At 65.8% G+C, this 24337-nt stretch carries 18 protein-coding genes; 16 read left to right on the top strand and 2 right to left on the bottom strand.

All coding sequences use genetic code 11. The features are described from left to right. Positions 1-41: 41 nt before the first annotated feature. The 6 genes from ACFWCF_RS16385 to ACFWCF_RS16360 all read left to right on the top strand — a co-directional run bounded on the left by ACFWCF_RS16385 (position 42) and on the right by ACFWCF_RS16360 (position 12201). Positions 42-1295, top strand: coding sequence for an MCE family protein (locus tag ACFWCF_RS16385; RefSeq protein WP_378563544.1), 1254 nt, complete (start codon positions 42-44; stop codon positions 1293-1295). Then, positions 1292-2539 (top strand): MCE family protein, encoded by a 1248-nt coding sequence (locus ACFWCF_RS16380; protein WP_378563233.1) that lies wholly within the window; start codon positions 1292-1294, stop codon positions 2537-2539. The genes ACFWCF_RS16385 and ACFWCF_RS16380 overlap by 4 nt, the downstream gene beginning before the upstream one ends. A 47-nt stretch (positions 2540-2586) precedes the next feature. Beyond that, positions 2587-3189: a hypothetical protein gene (locus tag ACFWCF_RS16375; protein ID WP_378563541.1), complete on the top strand. Its 603-nt coding sequence runs from the start codon at positions 2587-2589 to the stop codon at positions 3187-3189. A gap of 94 nt (positions 3190-3283) precedes the next feature. Next, entirely contained in the window at positions 3284-4249 is a 966-nt protein-coding gene (locus ACFWCF_RS16370) for a hypothetical protein (RefSeq protein WP_378563231.1), read from the top strand. A gap of 358 nt (positions 4250-4607) precedes the next feature. Next, positions 4608-8114 (top strand): DNA-directed RNA polymerase subunit beta, encoded by a 3507-nt coding sequence (gene rpoB, locus ACFWCF_RS16365; RefSeq protein WP_378563228.1) that lies wholly within the window; start codon positions 4608-4610, stop codon positions 8112-8114. A gap of 115 nt (positions 8115-8229) precedes the next feature. Further along, a complete protein-coding gene (locus ACFWCF_RS16360) occupies positions 8230-12201 on the top strand; it encodes a DNA-directed RNA polymerase subunit beta' (protein ID WP_378563225.1) in 3972 nt (1323 codons plus the stop codon). A 107-nt stretch (positions 12202-12308) separates the two neighbouring features. Here ACFWCF_RS16360 and ACFWCF_RS16355 read toward each other — a convergent pair whose 3' ends face one another. After that, positions 12309-12800, bottom strand: coding sequence for a SixA phosphatase family protein (locus ACFWCF_RS16355; protein WP_378563222.1), 492 nt, complete (start codon positions 12798-12800; stop codon positions 12309-12311). A 176-nt stretch (positions 12801-12976) separates the two neighbouring features. Between ACFWCF_RS16355 and ACFWCF_RS16350 the strand changes: the two genes are divergently transcribed. The 5 genes from ACFWCF_RS16350 to ACFWCF_RS16330 all read left to right on the top strand — a co-directional run bounded on the left by ACFWCF_RS16350 (position 12977) and on the right by ACFWCF_RS16330 (position 17636). Then, on the top strand, positions 12977-14656 hold the full coding sequence (locus ACFWCF_RS16350) for an FAD-dependent oxidoreductase (RefSeq protein WP_378563219.1): 1680 nt from the start codon (positions 12977-12979) through the stop codon (positions 14654-14656). A gap of 154 nt (positions 14657-14810) precedes the next feature. Beyond that, the gene (locus ACFWCF_RS16345; RefSeq protein WP_378563216.1) at positions 14811-16334 is read left to right on the top strand and encodes a DHA2 family efflux MFS transporter permease subunit; all 1524 of its coding nucleotides are present in this window, start codon (positions 14811-14813) and stop codon (positions 16332-16334) included. A 116-nt stretch (positions 16335-16450) separates the two neighbouring features. Continuing rightward, positions 16451-16891, top strand: a complete 441-nt coding sequence (locus ACFWCF_RS16340; RefSeq protein ID WP_378563213.1) for a ubiquinol-cytochrome c reductase iron-sulfur subunit — start codon at positions 16451-16453, stop codon at positions 16889-16891. A 52-nt stretch (positions 16892-16943) separates the two neighbouring features. Further along, complete coding sequence (locus tag ACFWCF_RS16335) at positions 16944-17312, top strand: YidH family protein (protein ID WP_378563211.1); 369 nt, start codon at positions 16944-16946, stop codon at positions 17310-17312. 6 nt (positions 17313-17318) lie between these two features. Next, positions 17319-17636, top strand: a complete 318-nt coding sequence (locus ACFWCF_RS16330; protein ID WP_378563209.1) for a DUF202 domain-containing protein — start codon at positions 17319-17321, stop codon at positions 17634-17636. On the opposite strand, the gene ACFWCF_RS16325 is transcribed toward ACFWCF_RS16330, so the two are convergent. After that, positions 17628-18050, bottom strand: a complete 423-nt coding sequence (locus tag ACFWCF_RS16325) for a PaaI family thioesterase (protein WP_378563206.1) — start codon at positions 18048-18050, stop codon at positions 17628-17630. The genes ACFWCF_RS16330 and ACFWCF_RS16325 overlap by 9 nt on opposite strands. Positions 18051-18096: 46 nt before the next feature. Between ACFWCF_RS16325 and ACFWCF_RS16320 the strand changes: the two genes are divergently transcribed. The 5 genes from ACFWCF_RS16320 to ACFWCF_RS16300 all read left to right on the top strand — a co-directional run bounded on the left by ACFWCF_RS16320 (position 18097) and on the right by ACFWCF_RS16300 (position 24336). Continuing rightward, complete coding sequence (locus tag ACFWCF_RS16320; RefSeq protein ID WP_378563204.1) at positions 18097-18990, top strand: LysR family transcriptional regulator; 894 nt, start codon at positions 18097-18099, stop codon at positions 18988-18990. Between the two features lie 90 nt (positions 18991-19080). Continuing rightward, entirely contained in the window at positions 19081-19872 is a 792-nt protein-coding gene (locus ACFWCF_RS16315; RefSeq protein ID WP_378563202.1) for a TIGR03084 family metal-binding protein, read from the top strand. After that, complete coding sequence (locus ACFWCF_RS16310) at positions 19869-21596, top strand: acyclic terpene utilization AtuA family protein (RefSeq protein WP_378563199.1); 1728 nt, start codon at positions 19869-19871, stop codon at positions 21594-21596. The genes ACFWCF_RS16315 and ACFWCF_RS16310 overlap by 4 nt, the downstream gene beginning before the upstream one ends. After that, complete coding sequence (locus ACFWCF_RS16305) at positions 21593-22741, top strand: acyl-CoA dehydrogenase family protein (protein ID WP_378563197.1); 1149 nt, start codon at positions 21593-21595, stop codon at positions 22739-22741. The genes ACFWCF_RS16310 and ACFWCF_RS16305 overlap by 4 nt, the downstream gene beginning before the upstream one ends. After that, a complete protein-coding gene (locus tag ACFWCF_RS16300; protein WP_378563195.1) occupies positions 22738-24336 on the top strand; it encodes an acyl-CoA carboxylase subunit beta in 1599 nt (532 codons plus the stop codon). The genes ACFWCF_RS16305 and ACFWCF_RS16300 overlap by 4 nt, the downstream gene beginning before the upstream one ends. Position 24337: the final 1 nt, after the last annotated feature.

The raw sequence follows: 24337 nt of genomic DNA, 5'->3' as shown, positions 1-24337 counted from the left end.
CGCGTTCGACGCTCGTCGGTGTGGGGGCGTGCGTCGTCGCGATGACGGTCGCGGGTTGCGGTGGCATCTACGATATTCCGCTTCCCGGCGGCGCCGATCTCGGCGACGATCCGATCCGGGTCAACATCGAATTCGACGATGTCCTCGATCTGGTGCCGCAGTCGACCGTCAAGGTCGACGGCGTGCCGATGGGGCGGGTCCAATCGATCGGCGTGGCAGGGGACGGATGGACTGCCGACGTCGAGATCGTCCTCAACTCCGAAGCCGACCTACCCGCCAACACGTTCGCCGTGGTCGAGCAGAGCAGTCTGCTGGGCGAGAAGTTCGTGCAGCTTGCTCCGCCGGCGGACGAGCCCGCGTCGGGTGAACTAGTGGACGGCGCCACCATCCCGCTCGAACGGACACGTCACGCGACCGAGATCGAACCCGTCCTCGGGGCACTGTCATTGCTGCTCAACGGTGGAGGTGTCGGTCAACTCGCCCCCGTGATCGAAGAGCTGTCGACGGCATTCGAGGGGCGGGAAGGCACGACACGCAGCCTCATCGAAGAGGCAGAATCCCTGATCACCGGACTCGACCAGCAGCGAGACGACATCACCCGCGCGATCGACGGCCTCGACGCGTTGTCCGAGCGGGTCGCAGCGCAGAACGATCAGGTCGCCGCGATCCTCGACGACCTCCCGGTGGCGACGGAGGTGCTCGAACAGCAGCGACCCGAGCTCACACAACTCCTCGTGCAGCTCGACCGGCTCGGAACGGTCGGCACCGATATCCTCGATCAGTCCAAGGACGACCTCATCGCTGATCTGCTCGCGCTGCGCCCGACTCTCCAGGCGCTGGCTGCGTCGGGCGACGATCTCGTGCAGTCCTTGTCGTTCATCCCGACGGTGCCGTTCCCGGACAGCGTCGAAGACATCATCGTCGGCGGTTCCATGAACCTGTTCCTCCTCGTCGACCTGCAGATCGGCGACGCACTCGCCTCACTCGGTGTGGGGCAGGGCGACCCCGTCTATCGAGAGCCGAAGTTCGGGAACCCGAAGCCGCTCGTCGACCCGTCCAACCCGTACTACAACGGAAACGGACCGCATGTGGGGTGGCCGACGGTCTCGTTGGTACCGCTACTGCCCGCACCGACATTGCCCGACCTCCTGACCCTTCCCGAAGGTGTCACGTTGCCTGAGGGTGTCGAGATCCCCGGGGTCGCTGAGGCCGGCGACAGCCGTGCGCCCGCACCGCCTCCGCCCAATCCGCTGGAGGGCCTGATGGATCAGCTCGGAATCGGGGGTGGCAGATGAGATCGCGGCTGGTGAGGATTCAGCTCGTGGCATTCGTCGTCATCGCGCTGCTGGGCGTGGTGTACGTGGGCGCCCGTTACGTTCGGCTCGACAATCTCATGGGCTTCGGCCAGTACACCGTCAACGCCCAATTCCCGAGTTCGGGCGGTGTGTTCGAGAATGCGGAGGTCACCTACCGAGGCGTTCCGGTCGGGCGGGTGGGCGCTCTCTCGCTCACCGCCGACGGTATCGATGTCGAGTTGAATCTCGACGACGGCGGGCCGCAGATCCCGGCATCGGCTCGGGCCGTGGTCGCGAACCGATCCGCGATCGGTGAGCAGTACGTCGATCTACGACCACCCACCGACCAAGGCCCGTACCTGGTCGAGGGATCGGTCATCGAATCGACGGCCGACGATCTTCCTGTGCCCGTCGAAGACCTGCTGGTGAGTACGAACGAGCTGACGCGTTCGGTGCCGAAGGAGGCACTGCACACCGTCGTCACCGAACTCGGCGCGGCGTTCGACGGTCGAGGCGACGAGCTGCAGATTCTCGTCGACTCGCTCGCCCAGCTCAGTGAATCGGGTGTCGAATACCTGCCGCAGACCGTCACGTTGATTCGGGACAGCCTGACCGTGCTCGAAACCCAGTCCGAGCAGTCGTCCGCAATCGAGCAGTTCAGCTCCGATCTCGACCTGATCACCGCTCAACTGCGCGACAGCGACCCCGACATCCGCAGGCTCATCGAGACAGGAACCTCTGCGAGCGATGAGCTGGGCCGACTGATCGCGGATTCAGGTCCGGGACTGACCGCTGACCTGACCAACCTCGCTGCGCTCGGTGAGACTCTTGCGCCGCAGGCGATCGCACTGCAGCCACTGCTCGCGTTTCTTCCGGCTGTGGCGGCCAGCGCCGGTACCGTCGCCCCCGGCGACGGTACGGTGAGGCAGGGCATCGTGCTGGAGACGAACAACCCGCCGTCGTGCACCCTGGGATACGAGGGAACGTACGAAATCATCGAGCAGATGCGCGCGGAGAATCCGAACTTCGACGATCACCAGCAGGACTTCCCGTTCAACACGGAAGCGTCGTGTGAGGCGCCGCAAGGCAGCGTGACGGGTGTGCGCAGTGCGAACCGGATCGTGTTCGCCGATCCCGCGACCATCCAGCCGTGGGATTTCATCCCGAAGAAGGACCCCGACAAGCTGAACCTGAATCCGATAGCGACGCAGTTGGCGCCGCTTCTCGGAGTCACCCCGAAATGAGCAGTGAGTAGGTTATTGGAGTGAGAGCAAGAACTGTCGCCCTGTCGATCGTGAGCGCTCTGGCGGTGGTCGCCCTCGTGGCCGTCGTGTGGTTCGGGTTCGGGTGGGCGAAGGCACTGATCGTCGATCGTTCGGAGGCCGAAACGCGCGATGCCGCGTTGGCCGGGGCGTTCCAGGCAACGATCAACCTCAACAGTGTCGATGCGCAGGATGTGGATGCGTCGCTCGACAACATGCGCTCGTCGATCACCGGCGACGCGCTGCTGGGCGATCTCGCCGCGACCGAACAACAGATCCGCGACCAGGTCACTGCGACCGGCACCAGCATGTCGGCGGAGGTGCTCTTCGGATCCTTGACCGAACTGAATACCGACGACGACGTGGCAAAGGCACTCGTCGTGCTCGCGGTGCGCACGACCACTCCCGAGAACTACGTGGTCAACAAGGTCTCGGTGAACGCGTCGATGGCGAAGGACGGCGACGTCTGGAAAGCGGTGACGATCGAGCCGCTCGGGTCGGTCGCGATGGAGGAGGGCCCGACCGCGGGCACACAGCCTGCTCCCTCTGAGCCTGTACCGGGTGAGCCTGTACCGGGAGAGCCGGCGCCGGCAGAGCCCGCTCCGGTACCCGAGGGTGCCGCAACGCCGTGACCTGCAACAACGTCCCCATCTGCAGCAACGGCTCGACCAGCAGTGACGGCTCGACGAGCAGTGACAGCAGCGAGCCGACGAAGGAGAACGTGTAGTGCCACCGCAGCGACGCAACCCCGGGCCGCCGCGCCGTCGACCGAAGATCGCCGGCGCGTCCCGTACCAGGCCTGAGCCGAGTACCGACCCGGTCACCCCGAGCCTGGATTCTTCGAGCCTGGATTCTTCGAGCCTGGATTCTTCGAGTCGCGAAGCCGATCGCGTCGAGCAGGCCGACGTGTCCGCCTCGACCGGTCCGGCCACCGGCAGCTCCGATAGCGCGGTCGGCTCGGCCCGGCCGGACGGCGCCGACATGAAGGCTGGGCCGGATGCGAAGGCTGGGCCGGATGCGAAGGCTGGGCCGGACGGGAAGGCTGGGTCGGACGGGAAGGCTGGGCCGGACGAGACGGTCGATCCTGAAGAGATTTCCGCCCCGAGTGCGGGCGAGACTCCGCTGCAGACCTATGACCGGCTGCATGCCGACGCCTCCCAGCAGATGTACCCACCGGACCAGCCCGATGACCGGCAAAGATCGGCACCGAGCTGGATGCCGGTGCTCGCCGTGGCGGTGGTCGCCGTCCTGCTGGGTGCGCTCGCGGTGGTCGCGGCCTTCCGGCCCGGAACGTCGGATGGAAATATTGCGTGGGCCGACCGGGCGGAGACCACCGCGGTGACCGAGGCCGCCGCGCACGCGATCGAGGCGATGCACGGGTACAACTTCGAGACGATCGACGAGGATTTCGCCGAGATCCGCGAACTGCTCACCGACGAACGCCGCGAGGAATTCGACTCGACTGCCCAGGTCACCAAGGAGGCCGCCGTGCAGACCCGGACCGTGACGGAGGTGACCGTGGCGCACATCGGAGCACGGATGATCGACGAGTCCAAGGCCGAGGTCGCTGCGTACATCAACGTGAGCGCGACCGGTGACGGGGTGGCGCAGGGGAGTGCGGCAGCGCCGTTGCTGGTGCGGATGGAGAAGGCGGATGGTCGCTGGTTGGTCTCCGAGATCCGTGATCAGTAGACCCGGCGCACCCGGTCGGTAGGCCTGTTGCGGGTGGGACACCGGTGACCGATGGCTCTTGACGTGAACGACGTGAGACGTCACTCTATCGGTACGCCTGTGCGATACCGACTCCTTACGTCGCCTCCAGGTTTCTTTGACGCACCCGTGGACATTTTCGTGTGTTCAGTGTAAGTTGGTTCTTTGCGCTGGCTGCCTCCTGTCCACACCTCGACCTGTGAGCCCGTGAATCGTTCCCTGAGAGCGATTTCATCGGATTCTTCGGCGGGGTTTCAGTTCGGGTTGTGACCAGCCGAAACGCCCCACATGAAGAAGCAGGTACAGCGGCGGTCGCACCGGTTGGAGCGACCCGCGTGAGGTGCTGGAAGGACGCATCTTGGCAGTCTCTAGCCAGACCAAGGCAGTAGCCGGAATCCCCGGAGCCCCGAAGAGGGTCTCATTCGCGAAAATTCGCGAACCCCTCGAAGTTCCCGGGCTCCTCGATGTACAGACAGATTCCTTCGAATGGTTGATCGGGTCGGAGCGCTGGCGCGCGAAGGCTGCTGAGCGCCGCGACGGCAGTCTTGCCGGTGGTCTCGAAGAGATCCTCGCCGAGCTTTCGCCGATCGAAGATTTCTCGGGTTCGATGTCCCTCTCCTTCTCCGACCCGCGCTTCGACGAGGTCAAGGCCTCGGTCGAGGAGTGCAAGGACAAAGACATGACGTACGCGGCTCCGCTGTTCGTCACTGCCGAGTTCATCAACAACAACACCGGTGAAATCAAGAGCCAGACGGTCTTCATGGGTGACTTCCCGATGATGACCGGCAAGGGCACCTTCGTCATCAACGGCACCGAGCGTGTCGTCGTGTCGCAGCTCGTGCGTTCGCCCGGTGTGTACTTCGACAAGTCCGTCGACAAGAGCACCGAGAAGGACCTGCACAGCGTCAAGGTCATCCCCGGTCGCGGTGCATGGCTCGAGTTCGACGTCGACAAGCGCGACACCGTCGGTGTGCGCATCGACCGTAAGCGTCGCCAGCCCGTCACGGTGCTGCTCAAGGCTCTCGGTTGGTCCACCGAGCAGATCGTGGAGCGCTTCGGCTTCTCCGAGATCATGATGTCCACGCTCGAGAAGGACAACACCGCAGGTACCGACGAGGCGCTCCTCGACATCTACCGCAAGCTTCGTCCGGGCGAGCCGCCGACGAAGGAGAGCGCACAGACGCTCCTCGAGAACCTGTTCTTCAAGGACAAGCGCTACGATCTGGCGCGCGTGGGCCGTTACAAGATCAACAAGAAGCTGGGCCTGAACACCGGCCAGCCGATCGAGGCATCGACCCTCACCGAAGAAGACATCGTCGCGACCATCGAGTACCTGGTGCGTCTGCATGCGGGCGAGAACTGGATGACCGCTCCGGACGGCGTCGAGGTTCCGGTCGAGGTCGACGACATCGATCACTTCGGCAACCGTCGTCTGCGTACCGTCGGCGAGCTCATCCAGAACCAGATCCGCGTGGGCCTGTCCCGCATGGAGCGCGTCGTTCGTGAGCGCATGACGACCCAGGACGTCGAGGCGATCACGCCGCAGACCCTGATCAACATCCGTCCGGTCGTGGCCGCGATCAAGGAGTTCTTCGGAACTTCACAGCTGTCGCAGTTCATGGACCAGAACAACCCGCTGTCGGGCCTGACGCACAAGCGTCGCCTGTCGGCTCTCGGCCCCGGTGGTCTGTCGCGTGAGCGTGCCGGCCTCGAGGTCCGTGACGTCCACCCGTCGCACTACGGCCGCATGTGCCCGATCGAGACCCCTGAAGGCCCGAACATCGGCCTGATCGGTTCGCTGTCGGTGTACGCGCGGGTCAACCCGTTCGGGTTCATCGAGACCCCGTACCGCAAGGTCGTCGACGGTATCGTCACCGACGAGGTCGACTACCTCACAGCAGACGAAGAGGACCGCTTCCTCATCGCGCAGGCGAACTCGCCGATCGCAACGGACAACACGTTCGCCGATGATCGCGTGCTCGTCCGTAAGAAGGGCGCGGAGATCGAGTACGTCGGTGCCGACGCAGTCGAGTACATGGACGTCTCGCCGCGCCAGATGGTGTCCGTCGCGACGGCCATGATCCCGTTCCTCGAGCACGACGATGCCAACCGTGCCCTCATGGGCGCGAACATGCAGCGTCAGGCCGTGCCGCTGATCCGTAGCGAGGCTCCGGTCGTCGGTACCGGCATGGAGCTGCGTGCTGCAGTGGATGCCGGCGACGTCATCGTCACCGAGAAGCCCGGCGTGGTCGAGGAGGTGTCGGCCGATTTCATCACGGTGATGGCCGACGACGGCACCCGCCGCACCTACCGTCTGCGCAAGTTCGACCGATCGAACCAGGGCACGTGCTCCAACCAGCGTCCGATCATCGACGAGGGGCAGCGTGTCGAGGCCGGCCAGGTTCTGGCCGACGGCCCCTGCACCGAGAACGGTGAGATGGCGCTGGGCAAGAACCTGCTCCTCGCGATCATGCCGTGGGAAGGCCACAACTACGAGGACGCGATCATCCTGTCGCAGCGCCTCGTGGAAGAGGACGTCCTGACCTCGATCCACATCGAGGAGCACGAGATCGATGCCCGCGACACCAAGCTCGGTGCCGAGGAGATCACTCGCGACATCCCGAACGTCTCCGACGAGGTCCTTGCCGACCTCGACGAGCGCGGCATCGTCCGCATCGGTGCCGAGGTCCGCGACGGCGACATCCTGGTCGGCAAGGTCACCCCGAAGGGCGAGACCGAGCTCACCCCGGAGGAGCGCCTGCTCCGCGCGATCTTCGGTGAGAAGGCCCGCGAGGTGCGCGACACGTCGCTCAAGGTTCCTCACGGCGAGACCGGCAAGGTCATCGGCGTCCGCGTGTTCTCCCGCGAGGACGACGACGATCTGCCTCCGGGCGTCAATGAGCTCGTCCGCGTGTACGTGGCGCAGAAGCGCAAGATCCAGGACGGCGACAAGCTCGCCGGACGCCACGGCAACAAGGGCGTCATCGGCAAGATCCTCCCGCAGGAGGACATGCCTTTCCTGCCCGACGGCACGCCTGTCGACATCATTCTGAACACCCACGGTGTTCCGCGTCGTATGAATATCGGCCAGATCCTCGAGACTCACCTCGGCTGGATCGGCAAGGCCGGTTGGAACGTGCAGGTCGCCGACGACGGGTCGCGCCCCGAGTGGGCACAGAATCTGCCCGCGGAGATGCTCGCCGCCGAGCCCGACTCGAATATCGCAACGCCGGTGTTCGACGGTGCTCGCGAGGAGGAGCTCACGGGTCTGCTGTCGTCGACGCTGCCGAACCGCGACGGCGAGGTCATGGTCGGCCCCGACGGCAAGGCGACGCTGTTCGACGGTCGTTCCGGCGAGCCGTTCCCGTACCCGGTGGCGGTCGGCTACATGTACATCATCAAGCTGCACCACTTGGTCGACGACAAGATCCACGCGCGTTCGACCGGTCCGTACTCGATGATCACGCAGCAGCCGCTCGGTGGTAAGGCCCAGTTCGGTGGTCAGCGCTTCGGTGAGATGGAGTGCTGGGCCATGCAGGCCTACGGTGCCGCATACACCCTGCAGGAGCTGCTCACCATCAAGTCCGACGACGTGGTGGGTCGCGTGAAGGTGTACGAGGCGATCGTCAAGGGCGAGAACATCCCCGAGCCCGGTATTCCGGAGTCGTTCAAGGTGCTCCTCAAGGAACTTCAGTCGCTCTGCCTCAACGTGGAGGTGCTGTCCAGCGACGGCGCTGCCATCGCAATGGCCGACAGCGACGACGAGGACCTGGAGCGGGCAGCAGCCAACCTGGGCATCAACCTTTCCCGCAACGAGTCGGCCACGGTCGACGACCTCGCGAACTAGGAGCCGAACCGATGCGGTACGCCACCGAGTCACACCGGGCGCGTACCGCATCGGGCCCCGGCAGCGATAGCGACAACTAGCAGCAACAAGGCCCGCACAGGGGAAAGGAAGTTACGTGCTCGACGTCAACTTCTTCGATGAACTCCGGATCGGTCTGGCCACCGCGGCCGACATCCGTAACTGGTCGTACGGCGAGGTCAAGAAGCCGGAGACCATCAACTACCGCACGCTCAAGCCCGAGAAGGACGGCCTCTTCTGCGAGAAGATCTTCGGCCCCACCCGGGACTGGGAGTGCTACTGCGGTAAGTACAAGCGTGTCCGCTTCAAGGGCATCATCTGCGAGCGCTGCGGCGTCGAGGTGACCCGCGCCAAGGTGCGCCGTGAGCGGATGGGCCACATCGAACTGGCCGCACCCGTCACGCACATCTGGTACTTCAAGGGTGTGCCGAGCCGTCTCGGTTACCTGCTCGACCTCGCTCCGAAGGATCTCGAGAAGATCATCTACTTCGCTGCGTACGTCATCACCTCGGTCGACGACGAGCTCCGTCACAACGAGCTCTCGACGCTCGAGGCGGAGATGGAGGTCGAGAAGAAGGGTGTCGCCGATCAGCGCGACGCCGACCTCGAAGCTCGCGCACAGAAGCTCGAAGCCGATCTGGCGGAGCTCGAGGCAGAAGGCGCGAAGTCGGACGTCCGCCGCAAGGTGAAGGACGGCGGCGAGCGCGAGATGCGTCAGCTGCGCGACCGTGCTCAGCGCGAGCTCGATCGCCTCGACGAGATCTGGACGACGTTCACGAAGCTCGCTACCAAGCAGCTCATCGTGGACGAGCTGATCTACCGCGAGCTGCAGGACCGCTACGGCGAGTACTTCACCGGCGCGATGGGTGCAGAGGCGATCCAGAAGCTCATCGAGACCTTCGACATCATCGCCGAGGCCGAGAACCTGCGCGAGATCATCCGCAGTGGCAAGGGCCAGAAGAAGCTCCGCGCGCTCAAGCGTCTCAAGGTCGTGGCGGCGTTCGCGCAGTCCGGCAACTCGCCGATGGGCATGGTTCTCGACGCTGTTCCGGTGATCCCGCCGGAGCTGCGTCCCATGGTGCAGCTCGACGGTGGCCGCTTCGCGACCTCCGACCTCAACGACCTGTACCGGCGTGTCATCAACCGGAACAACCGCCTCAAGCGACTGATCGACCTCGGAGCTCCCGAGATCATCGTCAACAACGAGAAGCGGATGCTCCAGGAGTCCGTCGACGCGCTGTTCGACAACGGTCGTCGTGGCCGGCCGGTGACGGGTCCGGGCAACCGCCCGCTCAAGTCGCTGTCCGATCTGCTCAAGGGCAAGCAGGGTCGTTTCCGTCAGAACCTGCTCGGTAAGCGTGTCGACTACTCGGGCCGTTCGGTCATCGTCGTCGGCCCGCAGCTCAAGCTGCACCAGTGCGGCCTGCCGAAGCTCATGGCTCTCGAGCTGTTCAAGCCGTTCGTGATGAAGCGCCTCGTGGACCTGAACCACGCGCAGAACATCAAGTCGGCCAAGCGCATGGTCGAGCGTCAGCGCCCGCAGGTGTGGGACGTCCTCGAAGAGGTCATCAACGAGCACCCGGTTCTGCTGAACCGTGCGCCTACGCTGCACCGCCTCGGCATCCAGGCGTTCGAGCCTCAGCTCGTCGAGGGTAAGGCCATCCAGCTGCACCCGCTCGTGTGTGAGGCCTTCAACGCCGACTTCGACGGTGACCAGATGGCCGTGCACCTGCCGCTGTCGGCAGAGGCTCAGGCCGAAGCGCGCATCCTGATGCTGTCGTCGAACAACATCCTGTCGCCGGCATCGGGCCGCCCGCTCGCTATGCCGCGTCTGGACATGGTGACGGGTCTGTACCACCTGACCCGTCTCGTCGAGGACGCCGTGGGTGCGTACAAGCCTGCCTCGGCCGACGAGGCGGAGCAGGGCGTGTACTCGTCGCCTGCAGAGGCCATCATGGCCGTCGACCGCGGTGTGCTGTCGGTGCAGTCTCCGATCCGGGTGCGTCTGGCCCACCAGCGTCCGCCGCGCGAGATCGAGAACGAGCTGTTCCCCGAAGGCTGGCGTTACGGCGAGAGTTGGCTCGCCGATACCACCCTCGGTCGCGTGATGTTCAACGAGTTGCTGCCGATCAACTACGGCTTCGTCAACGACATCATGCCGAAGAAGCGCCAGGCCGGGATCATCAACGACCTCGCCGAGCGTTATCCGATGATCGTGGTCGCGCAGACCGTCGACAAGCTCAAGGATGCGGGCTTCTACTGGGCCACGCGTTCGGGTGTCACCATCGCGATGTCGGACGTGCTGGTTCCGCCGGAGAAGAAGGAGATCCTCGAGCGTTACGAGGGTCAGGCCGACTCGATCCAGCGGCAGTACGACCGCGGCAAGCTGTCGGAGGACGAGCGTCGCGATTCGCTCGTCAAGCTGTGGCAGGAAGCGACCGAAGAGGTCGGCCAGGTCATGGAGGCGCACTACCCGGACGACAACCCGATCCCGACGATCGTGAAGTCCGGCGCTGCGGGCAACATGACCCAGATCCGCTCGCTGGCGGGTATGAAGGGCCTGGTGACGAACCCGAAGGGCGAGTTCATTCCTCGTCCGATCAAGTCCTCGTTCCGTGAGGGCCTGACCGTCGCCGAGTACTTCATCAACACGCACGGTGCGCGTAAGGGTCTGGCCGATACCGCTCTGCGTACCGCCGACTCGGGTTACCTGACGCGTCGTCTGGTGGACGTCTCGCAGGACGTCATCGTCCGCGAGGTCGACTGCGGCACGCCGCGCGGCATCGAGATGGTCATCGCCGAGCCCGAGCGTGACGCACAGGGCAACGAGACCGGCAAGCTGGTTCGCGACGCTCACATCGAGACGAGCACGTACGCCCGCACGCTGGCGACGGAAGCAATCGACGCCGCCGGAAACGTCGTCGTCGAGCGCGGCTCCGACCTCGGCGATCCCGCGATCGAGGCTCTCCTCGAGGCCGGTATCCAGAAGGTCAAGGTCCGCTCGGTCCTCACCTGCGACACCGGTACCGGGGTCTGCGCGACCTGCTACGGCCGCTCCATGGCGACGGGCAAGCTCGTCGACATCGGCGAGGCTGTCGGTATCGTCGCCGCTCAGTCGATCGGTGAGCCCGGTACACAGCTGACGATGCGTACGTTCCACCAGGGTGGTGTCGGTGAGGACATCACCGGCGGTCTGCCGCGTGTCCAGGAGTTGTTCGAGGCCCGTGTCCCCAAGGGCAAGGCTCCGATCGCCGACGTGTCCGGCCGCGTCCGCCTCGAGGACGACGATCGTTTCTACAAGATCACGATCATCCCCGACGACGGTGGCGAGGAGGTCGTGTACGACAAGCTGTCCAAGCGTCAGCGTCTGCACGTCATCCGTAAGGCAGACGGCACCGAAGGTGTCCTCGGCGACGGCGACCACGTGGATGTCGGTCAGCAGCTCCTCGAAGGTGCTGCCGATCCGCACGAGGTGCTGCGCGTGATGGGCCCCCGTCAGGTTCAGATCCACTTGGTCCATGAGGTCCAGGAGGTCTACCGGAGCCAGGGTGTGTCGATCCACGACAAGCACATCGAGACGATCGTTCGTCAGATGCTGCGTCGCGTGACGATCATCGATTCGGGTGCGACGGAGTTCCTGCCCGGTTCACTGGTCGAGCGCAGCGAGTTCGAGGCTGCGAACCGTCGTGTGGTCCAGGAAGGTGGCGAGCCGGCAGCGGGTCGTCCCGTCCTGATGGGCATCACGAAGGCCTCGCTGGCCACCGACTCGTGGCTGTCGGCGGCATCGTTCCAGGAGACCACTCGTGTGCTGACCGACGCGGCGATCAACTGCCGTTCGGACAAGCTGATCGGTCTCAAGGAGAACGTGATCATCGGCAAGCTGATTCCTGCGGGTACCGGCATCAACAAGTACCGGAACATCCAGGTTCAGCCGACCGAGGAAGCGCGTGCTGCCGCGTACGCCATCCCGGCGTACGACGACCAGTACTACTCGCCGGACGGCTTCGGCCAGAACACCGGTGCTGCAGTGCCTCTGGATGACTACGGTTACTCCAACGACTACCGGTAGTTCGCTGCCGTAGTCACAAAGGTCCCGCCCTCTCTCTTCAGGGCGGGACCTTTGTGGTTGCTGGGTGCTGTGCGGAAACGCTGCTCGACGCGTCGTGCGGGTGCGGCTCAGCGCGCGATGTGGAAGTTCGTCAGTTCTGCACGGCCCGGCTCGAGGTCGGCCCAGCTGCCTCGAACGGTGAGAACCGCGAGTGCTGAGGTCGGGAACTTCTCGGAGAGTTGCTGCGCGATGTCGCTGCTGTGGTCGGTGGCCAGGATCAGCGCCGTCTCGGACAGTGACGGCTCGTGCCCGATCACGAGCAGGGTGTGAATATCCGGGTCCACCGACCGGATCTCTGCGATGACGCCCTCGGGTGTGGCCCCGTAGAGCGCCGCGCGGTAGTCGACGGGTGCGTCGATGGTCGCCTCGGCGAGGGTTTTGCGTGTGCGTGTTGCATCGGAGCACAGCACTGCGTCGATATCCGGCAGGTCGGCTCGTATCCATCGACCGGCGAGACCTGCCTCTCGTCGGCCGCGTGGAGAGAGGGGGCGCTCGTGATCGTCCACGTCGTCCGGATATGCGGACTTCCCGTGGCGCAGCAGGATCAGGGTGCGGGTCATCGTTCCACCGTAGGGGCTGTGTGTTCGGATCGGAACGCCGACGTCGACTTCCTGCTGCCGGTGTGGCCGGTCGCGTCTTGCGGAGCGCGCGGATGCGCGGCTAGAGTTCCAGTTAACTGTTACCATGTGTTACATGAAACTGGCGGTCGTTCCGCCCCGCTTCCGAGGACATCTACATGGCCTACGTCATCACCCAGACGTGCTGCAACGACGCGAGCTGCGTTGCCGTCTGCCCGGTCAACTGCATCCATCCCACTCCCGACGAGCCTCAGTTCGGGTCGGCGGAGATGCTGCACATCGACCCGCAGACCTGCATCGACTGCGGTGCGTGCGCCGACGCCTGCCCGGTCGAAGCGATCCTCCCGGACGACAAGCTCGAACCGTCCCAGGCCCGATTCGCCGAGATCAACGCCGACTACTACCGGACGCACCCCATGCCGGACGGCTGGAATCCACTCGCTCCGGCACCGGCCGCCCCGCGTGATCGCGGAACCCTGCGGGTCGCTGTGGTCGGCGCCGGGCCCGCAGCTTGCTACGCCGCGCAGGAACTGCTCGAACGATCCGATGTCGAGGTCGAGATGTTCGACCGGCTACCGACGCCCTTCGGTCTGGTCCGTGCAGGTGTCGCGCCCGATCACCCCGGCACGAAGTCCGTCACCGAGTCGTTCGAATGGTCCTTCCGCCGCGAGGCCTTCGCCCTGCACCTCGACACCGAGATCGGTCGCGACCTCACTCACGCGGAACTGCTCGTACACCACCACGCGGTGGTGTACGCGGTGGGTGCCTCCGCCGATCGTCGTCTCGGTATCCCCGGTGAAGACCTCGCAGGCAGTCACGCCGCCACCGAATTCGTCGCCTGGTACAACGGCCACCCCGACTACGCAGACCGCACCTTCGATCTGTCGGGGGAGCGCGCCGTCATCGTCGGCAACGGCAACGTCGCGATCGACGTCGCTCGCATCCTCACGATGGACGTCGACGAACTCGCCCGCACCGACATCGCCGATCACGCACTCGAGGCGCTGCGGCACAGCAATGTTCGCGAAGTCGTCCTCCTCGGGCGCCGCGGACCGGTGCAGGCCGCATACAGTAATCCCGAATTCCTCGCGCTCGGTGATCTGAACGGCGTGGATATCGTCATCGACGAGTCCGATCTCGTTCTCGACGCGGCCGGCGAACGTGCCGTGGCACATGATCCTGCTGTGGCGATGCGGGTGCAGCTCGCACGTGAGTACGCAGCGCGCACACCGCAGGACGGGAATCGGCGCATCGTCTTCCGCTATTTCACCGCTCCCGAGGAGCTGTCCGGCACCGGCCGCGTGGACAGTGTCCGTATCGCGCACACCGAGTTGGTCGAGAGCTCCGAGGGCGCGCTCGTTGCGCGGGCGACCGACGACGTGGAGGTGATCGACGCCGGCCTCGTGCTCCGATCGATCGGGTACCGAGGTGTGCCCGTTCCCGATCTGCCGTTCGACGACCAGCGGGCCGTGGTGCCCAACATCGGCGGCCGCGTCGAGACCGGCGTCTACGTCACGGGATGGATCAAACGCGGGCCCAGCGGCGTGATCGGCACCAACAAGGGCTGCGCCAAGGAGACCGTGGCGGCACTGTTCGCCGATTTCGACGCGGGCAGACTGACCCGGCCGGAGGGTGATCGTCGAAGTCTCGGCAAGCTTCTGGCCGAGCGGCGTCCCGACCGCGTCGAGCTCGACGGGTGGCGGGCCATCGACGCTGCGGAACGCGCCGCGGGCCGTGTGGACGGGCGTCCACGCATCAAGATCACGGATCGCGCGGCGCTCGTCGACCTCGGTCGGCGCCGCCGCAGGCTGCCGTTCATCGGATCCATTCCGCGATAAAACCATTGGGCGTGCTGGCGGCATCGTCGTTAAGATCGACGAGCGGTGCGCACATGCCGTCGGTATCGAACGCGGATGCCGATGAGTCGATCGGGTGCGGCCCGTCTTCTCATGATCTCGCGGGCCGACGCCTGCGCACCGACTGGAGTGACCCATGACAGCGCCACCTGCGGATTCTTCTTCCGAGCCGAGTACGAAACTGGACGCTGCAGTCCTGAAGATCGCCTCGGTGGTGGTACTCGGTGCCATCATGTCGATCCTCGATGTCACCGTCGTCTCCGTCGCCCTTCCGACCTTCATGTCGGAATTCCAGGCCTCCTACGCGACGGTCGCGTGGACGATGACCGGCTACACCCTGGCGCTGGCCAGTGTGATTCCCCTCACCGGATGGGCGGCCGACCGCTTCGGCACCAAGCGGCTGTATCTCACCGCGCTCGTGCTGTTCGTCGCAGGCTCCGTACTGTGCAGTTTTGCGTGGGACATCACCTCGCTGATCGCCTTCCGTGTGGTTCAGGGCTTCGGCGGCGGCATGCTCATGCCGCTCGGCATGACGATCATGACCCGAGCTGCGGGCCCGCAGCGGGTCGGGCGCGTCATGGCGGTCCTGGGCATCCCGATGCTCCTCGGTCCCATCGGCGGCCCCATCCTCGGCGGCTGGCTCATCGACGTGGCGAGCTGGCACTGGATCTTCCTCATCAACCTGCCGATCGGTGCCATCGCCCTGATCACGGCATTCGTCGTGCTGCCGAAGGACTCGCCACACAAATCCGAAGCGTTCGACTTCGTCGGCATGCTCCTGCTGTCGCCGGGCCTCGCGCTGTTCCTGTTCGGTGTGTCGTCACTGCCGGAGACCGGCACGATCGCGTCGGCACGGGTACTCATTCCCGGCATCGTCGGAATCGCGCTGATCATCGCATTCGTGTTCCATGCCTTGCGGGCAGTCCACCCGCTCATCGACCTGAAGTTGTTCCAGAACCGGCAGCTCACCTTCGCGGTACTGACCATGACCGTGTTCGCGATCGGCTTCTTCGGCGCCGGACTTCTGTTCCCGAGCTACTTCCTGCAGGTGCACGGTGAATCGACACTGATGGCGGGTCTGTTGCTGGCCCCGCAGGGCCTCGGCGCGATGCTCACCATGCCTATCGCCGGGCAGCTCGTCGACCGCATCGGACCGGGCAAAATCGTGCTGGTCGGCCTCGTGCTCATCATCGCGGGCATGTCTGTGTTCACCCAGGTCGGTGTCGACACCGGCTACCCGCTGCTGCTCGGAGCGCTGTTCGTGATGGGTATGGGCATGGGCTGCACCATGATGCCCACGATGACCGCGGCATTGCAGACCCTCACCGATCAGAGCATCGCGCGGGGATCGACGTTGATGAACATCGTTCAGCAGGCGTCGGGGTCCATCGGTACCGCGACGATGTCGGTGATCCTCACCAGCCGCATCATCGCCCCCGAAGGTGCGCCGGAAGGGACGACCGGTCAGCCCGACGCCGAGATGCTCGCGCAGCTTCCTCCCGAGGCGCAGCAGAGTGTCCTCGGGTCCCTCGCCGATGCCTTCGGCGACACATTCCTGGTGGCGACGCTCGTCATGGTGCTGGCCCTGATTCCAGCAGCTTTTCTGCCGCGGACGAAGTCCACGCAGCCGATCGAGGCGGGTTCGGTCCCGATGCACTGAGTCGCTCGATGTCGCGGGTCGTCCAGGTGAGGTGGGTGGTGACCGAGGTCGCGGCCTCCATCCGCGTTCCGGGACTACCCTGAGCGGGATGTGTCAGCGATCGAAACGGAATGTCGATGAGTAGCAATCTCCCCCCGATGACCCGGCGAGCAGTGCTTACGAGCGCGGGTACCGCTGTGGCGGCGGGAGGGCTGACCGCGTGCGGCGCGCCGCCGTCGCCGGAACCGGCGGCCCCGCCCGCTGCGACCACCACCGCACCGCCGGGACCGGACGCCGAGGTTGTTGCCGCAGTTGCCGACGTGCCCGTCGGCAGTGGCGTGTTCCTGGAAGGTAAGCGACTCGTCGTCACCCAGCCGACTGCGGGTGACTTCCACGCGTTCATTGCGATCTGCACCCATCAGGGATGCAACATCACCGACGTGGAGGACGACCTGATCGTGTGCCGATGCCACGGCAGCAAGTTCGCGCTCGACGGGGTGCCCGTCGACGGGCCCGCGAAGAAACCGTTGAAGTCGCGTCCCGCGGAGGCGCGAGGAACAGACCTGGTCGTCGGCTGAAGCATCGCGGGAGAACCGGTGAATGGGAACCGACCGGACTAGAGTCCGCCCTGTGAGTTCAACGCGACGAGACCGACGGCCACGGGTGCTGCGCGAGGGCACTGAGCCGGATCCGCGGTTCACCCTTGCCAACGAACGCACATTTCTCGCATGGATTCGCACCGCCCTGGGTCTCATCGCCGCAGCGGTGGCGCTCGAGACCTTCGCCGGTGACGTCATCGAACCGGTGGTGCGAACGGTGCTGTCGTGCGTCCTGCTCGGGTTCGCCGTCGTGTTCGTGGTCATCGCAGTGATGCGATGGATCACCGTCGAGAAGGCCATGCGCTCGGGTCTGCCGTTGCCGTTCCCGTGGGCCGCGTACCTGCTCGCGGGACTGCTGGCGGTGGCGGGGATCGTTCTGGCCGTGGCCCTCGCGGTGTGATCGCCCATGCGGCACGACGATCCCGGTCTGCAACCCGAGCGTACTTCGCTCGCGTGGTTGCGCACCGAAGCCGTGCTCGGCGCGATTGTGCTGGGCTTCATGCGGTTCGTTCCTGGGCCCGGCCCGGTCGTCGCGTCGATCGGACTTCTGTGCCTCGTGCCCGTGCTGGTGCTGCTGTTCAGCTCGAGGGAAAGCCACCGCGCGCGAGTGCGCGGGCTCGACGCGGGTGGCGGCACCTACTTCCTGTGGCGCAATCTGCTGCTCGCAGGCACCGTTGCAGCACTCGGGGGCTGCGCGCTGGTCCTGATACTGCTCTCAGCGTGAGAGTTCGATCAGTCGGGCGCTGCCCTGCGCAGCGGCGCAGACCTTTTCGGAGCCGCCCTCGGCGACCACGACGATTTCGCACCGGCACAGTGCCTGACGTGTCGTGGCTTCGACGACGTGAGCGTCGGCGCGCACATGGGTTCCCTGCGCGGGACGCAGATAGTCGATGGTGAAGCCCGTCGTGACGATCGAGGGTCCGAGCGCGGTGCCCGCAGCGAAGGTGATCGCGTTGTCTGCCGCATACGACAGGACGCCGCCGTGTGCGAACCCGAACTGCTGGAGAAGTTCGGGTCGTAGCGGAATCTCGAGCGACACGCCGTCCGGGCCGTAGGCGGACAGGTGTGCGCCGACCAGGATGCTGAACGGTTGCGCGGCGAGGACGTCCCGGGCCCGCTCGATATCGAATGTCGACATGCTCGCATTCTGCCTCACAGGTGGTGGCCTGACATATCGTCCCTGCATGACCGAATGGCCGGATCTCTCAGCATTGGAGCTACTCGTCGGCATCGACGATCACGGCGGGCTCGGTGCCGCGGCACGCGTGGTGGGGATTGCTCAGCCCAACGCCACGCGGTCGGTCCGGCGCCTCGAAAAGCAGCTCGGTGCAGTTCTCGTGAAGCGCGGTCGATCCGGATCGGTGCTCACTCCGGAGGGCACCGTGGTGGCGCACTGGGCCAGGGAGGTTCTTGCCGATGCGCACCGACTTCTCGACGCAGCTGCGGCGTTGAGCGCCGAACATCATCCCGAGCTCGTCGTCGCGTCATCGATGACGGTCGCGGAACACCTGATTCCACGATGGCTCGGTGTATTCCGTGCGGTGCACGACGACGTCCAGATCCAATTGCAGGTGCACAACTCGATGCAGGTGTGTGACATCGCGGCGACCGGCGGATGCGACGTCGGGTTCGTCGAGGGGCCCAGCGTCCCCCCAGGTCTGCACAGTGTGGACGTGGCGCGTGACGAGCTGGTCGTCGTGGTGGCGCCGGGGCATCCGTGGGCGCGTCGTCGTCGACCGCTCACCGTGGCCGAACTCGCCGCGACACCCTTGGTGGTTCGTGAGGAGGGATCAGGCACGCGCCGCACGCTCGATCTCGCACTGCAGGAGTACGCACGGCCGGCCCCACTTCTCGAACTCGGCAGCGGCGCAGCGGTGCGGACCAGTGCGCTCGGTGGCGTCGGGCCCGCAGTGCTCAGCACCCTTGCCGTCGCCGAACATGTGGAGTCCGGGCAGCTGCGGGTCGTGGAGGTCGACGAACTGGACCTGTCCCGGGTGCTGCGCGCCGTATGGCGGCCTCCGCGCGTGCTCGAGGGGCTCGCCGGTGAACTCCTGCGCATGATCGTCGGATCGCGCTGATGTGCGCGATGTCCGGCTGCGAGCGGTCTCCGGCAGAGAAAACAATCATCGCTGCTTGATTTCAGGGCGGTGAGGTGTGATGCTGAGCGCATGGCTGAGCTGCCCTCGCTCCTCGACGACCTGCGCGCCGAAGGCGACACTCTCGACGCACTCGTCGCGGACCTGGCCGATGACGAATGGCGTCGTCCGACTCCCGCGACCGGGTGGACGGTGGCGCACCAGATCGGTCACCTGTTGTGGACCGATCGCGCTGCGCTCACCGCGATCACAGATCCGGACGCATTCATCGCCGAAATCGAAAACCTCACTGATATCGACACATTCGTCGACCGGGGAGCTTCGGAGTGCGCGGCGCTCGCGCCTGACGAACTACTCGCAACCTGGCGCACCGTACGCCGGGATCTTGCGCTCGCACTCGCCGAGGTCCCCACGGGAACGAAAATCCTGTGGTACGGACCGCCGATGTCCGCAGCCTCGATGGCGACCGCGCGACTCATGGAGACCTGGGCGCACGGAGGTGACGTCGCGTCTGCCCTCGGGGTGACTGTCCCGCCGACGTCGCGCCTGCAGCATGTCGCGCACATCGGCGTCCGCACCCGCGACTTCGCGTTCGTCATCCACGACCGTGCAGTACCCACCGAACCGTTCCGGGTGGAACTCACTGCACCCGACGGACACACCTGGGAGTGGGGACCGCGCGACGCCGCGCAATCGGTGACCGGGCCGGCTCTCGACTTCTGCCTGCTCGTCACGCAACGTGTCCACCGTGCCGACACCGCGCTCGTCGCCTACGGACCCGAGGCCGAGGCCTGGCTCGGCATCGCGCAGGCCTTCGCGGGCCCGCCGGGATCCGGACGTGAACAGGGCCGGGCAACACAGTGAGCCGGCAGCTACGCGCAGTGGTGCGGATCGGCAACTGCTCCGGCTTCTACGGAGACCGGTTGTCGGCGATGCGCGAAATGCTCGAGGGCGGCGAGCTCGACTACCTCACCGGCGATTACCTCGCAGAACTGACCATGCTGATTCTCGGGCGCGACCGCATGAAGGATCCCACCGCAGGCTATGCCAAGACCTTCCTGCGCCAGGCGGAGGATTGCATGGGCCTCGCACTGGACAACGGGGTGCGCATCGTCGCGAATGCCGGTGGCCTCAACCCCGCAGGCCTCGCAGACGCACTGCGAGATCTCGCCGGCACCCTCGGCCTCGCTCCACGTATCGCTCACGTCGAGGGCGACGACCTCATCGCCCGCGTCGACGAGCTCGACCTGACCACAGATCCTCCGCCACTCACCGCGAACGCGTATCTCGGTGCGTGGGGGATCGTGGACTGCCTGAACGCGGGAGCCGACATCGTCGTCACCGGGCGCGTCACCGACGCCTCCGTCATCGTCGGTCCCGCGGCGGCCCACTTCGGCTGGGACCGAACCGAGTTCGATGCGCTGGCGGGAGCCGTCGCCGCGGGTCACGTCATCGAATGCGGCACCCAGGCGACCGGTGGCAACTATGCGTTCTTCACCGAACTGAACAACCTCGACCGTCCCGGGTTCCCGATCGCCGAGATCGAGGCCGACGGCTCGTCGATCATCACCACACACCCGGGTACGGGTGGCGCCGTCACCGTGGGAACAGTGACCGCACAGCTGTTGTACGAGGTGACGGGTGGACGCTATGCGGGTCCGGATGTCACGACGCGCATCGACACCATCCACCTCGACCAGGTCGGTCCCGACCGCGTCAAGCTCACCGGAGCGCGCGGAGAGGCACCGCCGCCGACCCTCAAGGTCTGTCTCAACGCGCTGGCCGGATTCCACAACCAGGCCGAGTTCGTCCTCACCGGACTCGACATCGAAGCCAAAGCGCGCCTCGTGCGACGTCAGATCGAAGCGAACCTGCCCGCGCGACCCGCCGAGCTGGAATGGAACCTTGCCCGCACCGATCACCCCGACGCCGACACCGAGGAAGCTGCGAGTGCGCTGCTGCGCTGCACCGTGCGCGACCCCGACCCGAAGGTTGCCGGGCGCGGATTCACCTCCACCGCCGTAGAGTTCGCACTCGCGGGATATCCCGGTCTTTTCCTCACCGCGCCACCCGGAGCCGGCAGTGCCTACGGCGTGTACACCGCGGGCTACGTCGACGCCGTGCAGGTCCCCCACGTGGCCGTGCTCCCCGACGGCGCCCGCGTCGAGGTCCCCCCTGTAGAGCAAACCCGGACGCTCGACCCGCTCGACGCTCCCGAGTTGCCTGTGCCGTACCCCGACGGACCCACCCGTCGTGTGCCGCTCGGCGCGGTGGCCGGTGCGCGCAGCGGCGACAAGGGAGGCGACGCCAACATCGGCGTATGGGTTCGTAGCGACGATGAGTGGCGATGGCTCGCACACACTCTCACTGTCGCTGCCGTCAAGTCGCTCCTTCCCGAAACTGCGCCACTCACCGTCACCCGCCACATGCTCCCGAACCTACGGGCCGTCAACTTCGTGATCGAAGGAATCCTCGGTCGCGGTGTCGCCTCCCGCGCGAGATTCGACCCGCAGGCCAAGGGGCTCGGTGAATGGTTGCGAGCCCGGCACCTCGATATTCCGACCACCTTCCTGGAGGACCACACGTGAGCATCTGGAACACCCCCGAACGACGTGCACTGCGCGAGACCGTCACCGGTTTCGTCGACCGCGATGTCCTGCCGTACCTCGACGAGTGGGAACGCGACGGCGAACTTCCTCGTGAACTCCACAAGAAGGCGGCAGCACTCGGGTTACTCGGCGTGGGTTTCCCCGACGAGGTCGGCGGCTCCGGGGGCGACGGCGCCGACACCCTCACCGTGTGCGAGGCATTTCACGAGGCCGGTGCTTCCGGTGGCGCGTTCGCGTCGCTGTTCACCTGCGGCATCGCCCTGCCCCACCTGATCGCCGCGGGCGACCCCGATCAGATCGACCGATGGGTGAAGCCCACACTTGCGGGTGAGCTCATCGGGTCGCTCGCGATCACCGAGCCAGGCGGCGGATCCGACGTCGGCAACCTGACCACCACCGCGGTGCGCGACGGCGACCACTACATCGTCAACGGCGCCAAGACGTACATCACCTCCGGCTGCCGCGCCGATTTCGTGGTCACCGCCGTCCGTACCGGCGGATCGGGCGCGGGTGGTGTCTCGTTACTCGTGATAGAAAAGGGCACAACGGGTTTCACGGTGTCTCGCAAGCTCGACAAGATGGGCTGGCGCGCCTCCGACACTGCCGAGTTGTCGTTCGTCGACGTCCGCGTCCCGGCCACCAACCTGGTGGGCGCGGAGAACACCGGCTTCTTCCAGATTGCCCAGGGCTTCGTGTCCGAACGCATCGCCCTCGCTGCCCAGGCGTACTCGGGTGCGCAGCGCTGCCTCGACCTGACCATCGCCTGGTGCCGCGACCGGGAAACGTTCGGCCGCCCGCTGATCAGCAGGCAGGCGGTCCAGCGCACCCTCGCCGACATGACACGGCGGATCGACGTCGCCCGCGTCTACTCGCGGGCCCTCGTAGAACGGGCAGTCGGCGGCGACCTGGACCTCATCGCCGAGGTGTGCTTCGCGAAGAACAGCTCGGTCGAAGCCGGGGAATGGGTGGCCCACCAGGCGGTGCAGCTGTTCGGCGGGCTCGGCTACATGGCCGAGTCCGAAGTGGAACGTCAGTACCGCGACATGCGTATTCTCGGCATCGGGGGTGGCACGAGCGAGATTCTGATCGAACTCGCCGCGAAGCGATTGGGGTACCACGGGTGAGCACGCTGGCGTCGGCCCTCGATACCGGATCCGCCGAGTACGACGCTGCCGCCGAGGCGATGAATTCTCGACTCGCCGAACTCGACACCGAGCACTCCAAGGCGCTCGGCGGTGGTGGCGAAAAATACGTGCGCCGACACCACGAGCGGGGCAAACTGCTGGCCCGAGAGCGGATCGAGTTGCTGATCGACCCCGACTCGCCGTTCCTCGAACTCTCACCTCTCGCCGCCTGGGGAACCGAATTCCCCGTGGGCGCCGGCGTGGTCACGGGCATCGGTGTCGTCGAAGGTGTCGAATGCGTGATCGTCGCGAACGATCCGACCGTCCGGGGCGGCACCAGCAACCCGTGGACTCTCCGGAAGAATCTGCGTGCCAACGATATAGCGATGCAGAACCGGATGCCGCTGATCTCGCTGGTGGAGTCGGGTGGCGCCGACCTCCCCACGCAGAAGGAGGTGTTCATTCCCGGCGGCCGGCTCTTTCGCGACCTCACACGCCTGTCTGCCGCAGGCATCCCGACCATCGCCCTCGTGTTCGGCAACTCCACCGCCGGTGGTGCCTATATCCCGGGCATGTCCGATCACGTCGTCATGATCAAGGAACGGTCCAAGGTGTTCCTCGCCGGGCCGCCGCTCGTGAAGATGGCCACGGGCGAGGAATCCGACGACGAGACACTCGGCGGCGCCGAGATGCACGCCCGCACCTCGGGTCTGGCCGACTACCTGGCGGTCGACGAACACGACGCCCTGCGAATCGGGCGCAGCATCGTGCGGCGGCTCAACTACCGCAAGCAGGGCCCCGCGGCCGTGCAGAACGCGCTCGAACCCCGCTACGACGCCGAAGAACTGATCGGGATCGTCCCCGACGACCTCAGGCGGCCCTTCGATCCGCGCGAGGTGATCGCCCGGATCGTCGACGACTCCGACTTCGACGAGTTCAAACCCCTGTACGGATCGTCGCTGGTCACGGGGTGGGCGCAGCTGCACGGATTCCCGGTCGGGATTCTCGCCAATTCCCGCGGCGTCCTGTTCAGCGAGGAATCGCAGAAGGCCGCCCAGTTCATCCAACTCGCCAATCGCGCGAACACACCACTGTTGTTCCTCCACAACACCACCGGATACATGGTGGGCCGCGAGTACGAGGAACGCGGCATGATCAAACACGGCGCGATGATGATCAACGCGGTCTCCAACTCGACGGTGCCGCACATCTCGATCCTGCTCGGCGCCTCGTACGGTGCGGGACACTACGGAATGTGCGGTCGCGCCTTCGACCCACGTTTCCTCTTCGCCTGGCCGAGTGCGCGCTCCGCGGTGATGGGCGGCGCACAACTCGCGGGGGTCATCTCGATCGTCGGCCGCGCCGCAGCCGAAGCCCGAGGCCAGGCGTTCGACGAGGCTGCAGACGAGGCGATGCGCGCCGCGATCGAGAATCAGATCGAGGCCGAGTCACTGCCGATGTTCCTGTCCGGTCGCTTGTACGACGACGGGATCATCGATCCCCGCGACACCCGCACCGTGGTGGGTATGTGCCTGTCGGCCATCGCCACCGCACCGATCGAAGGCGCCGAGGGCTTCGGCGTCTTCCGGATGTGAG

The sequence above is a fragment of the Rhodococcus sp. NPDC060090 genome (assembly GCF_042729855.1).
Taxonomy (GTDB): Bacteria; Actinomycetota; Actinomycetes; order Mycobacteriales; family Mycobacteriaceae; genus Rhodococcus.
This window is presented reverse-complemented; position numbering and strand designations above follow the sequence as displayed.

Bases quoted from the DNA above. Each gene is read 5' to 3' on its own strand.
- ACFWCF_RS16345 (WP_378563216.1), top strand. From the start codon at position 14,811: ATGACAGCGCCACCTGCGGATTCTTCTTCCGAGCCGAGTACGAAACTG.
- ACFWCF_RS16340 (WP_378563213.1), top strand. From the start codon at position 16,451: ATGAGTAGCAATCTCCCCCCGATGACCCGGCGAGCAGTGCTTACGAGC.
- ACFWCF_RS16315 (WP_378563202.1), top strand. From the start codon at position 19,081: ATGGCTGAGCTGCCCTCGCTCCTCGACGACCTGCGCGCCGAAGGCGAC.
- ACFWCF_RS16320 (WP_378563204.1), top strand. From the start codon at position 18,097: ATGACCGAATGGCCGGATCTCTCAGCATTGGAGCTACTCGTCGGCATC.
- ACFWCF_RS16385 (WP_378563544.1), top strand. From the start codon at position 42: ATGACGGTCGCGGGTTGCGGTGGCATCTACGATATTCCGCTTCCCGGC.
- ACFWCF_RS16325 (WP_378563206.1), bottom strand. From the start codon at position 18,050: ATGTCGACATTCGATATCGAGCGGGCCCGGGACGTCCTCGCCGCGCAA.
- ACFWCF_RS16330 (WP_378563209.1), top strand. From the start codon at position 17,319: ATGCGGCACGACGATCCCGGTCTGCAACCCGAGCGTACTTCGCTCGCG.
- ACFWCF_RS16355 (WP_378563222.1), bottom strand. From the start codon at position 12,800: ATGACCCGCACCCTGATCCTGCTGCGCCACGGGAAGTCCGCATATCCG.
- ACFWCF_RS16380 (WP_378563233.1), top strand. From the start codon at position 1,292: ATGAGATCGCGGCTGGTGAGGATTCAGCTCGTGGCATTCGTCGTCATC.
- ACFWCF_RS16350 (WP_378563219.1), top strand. From the start codon at position 12,977: ATGGCCTACGTCATCACCCAGACGTGCTGCAACGACGCGAGCTGCGTT.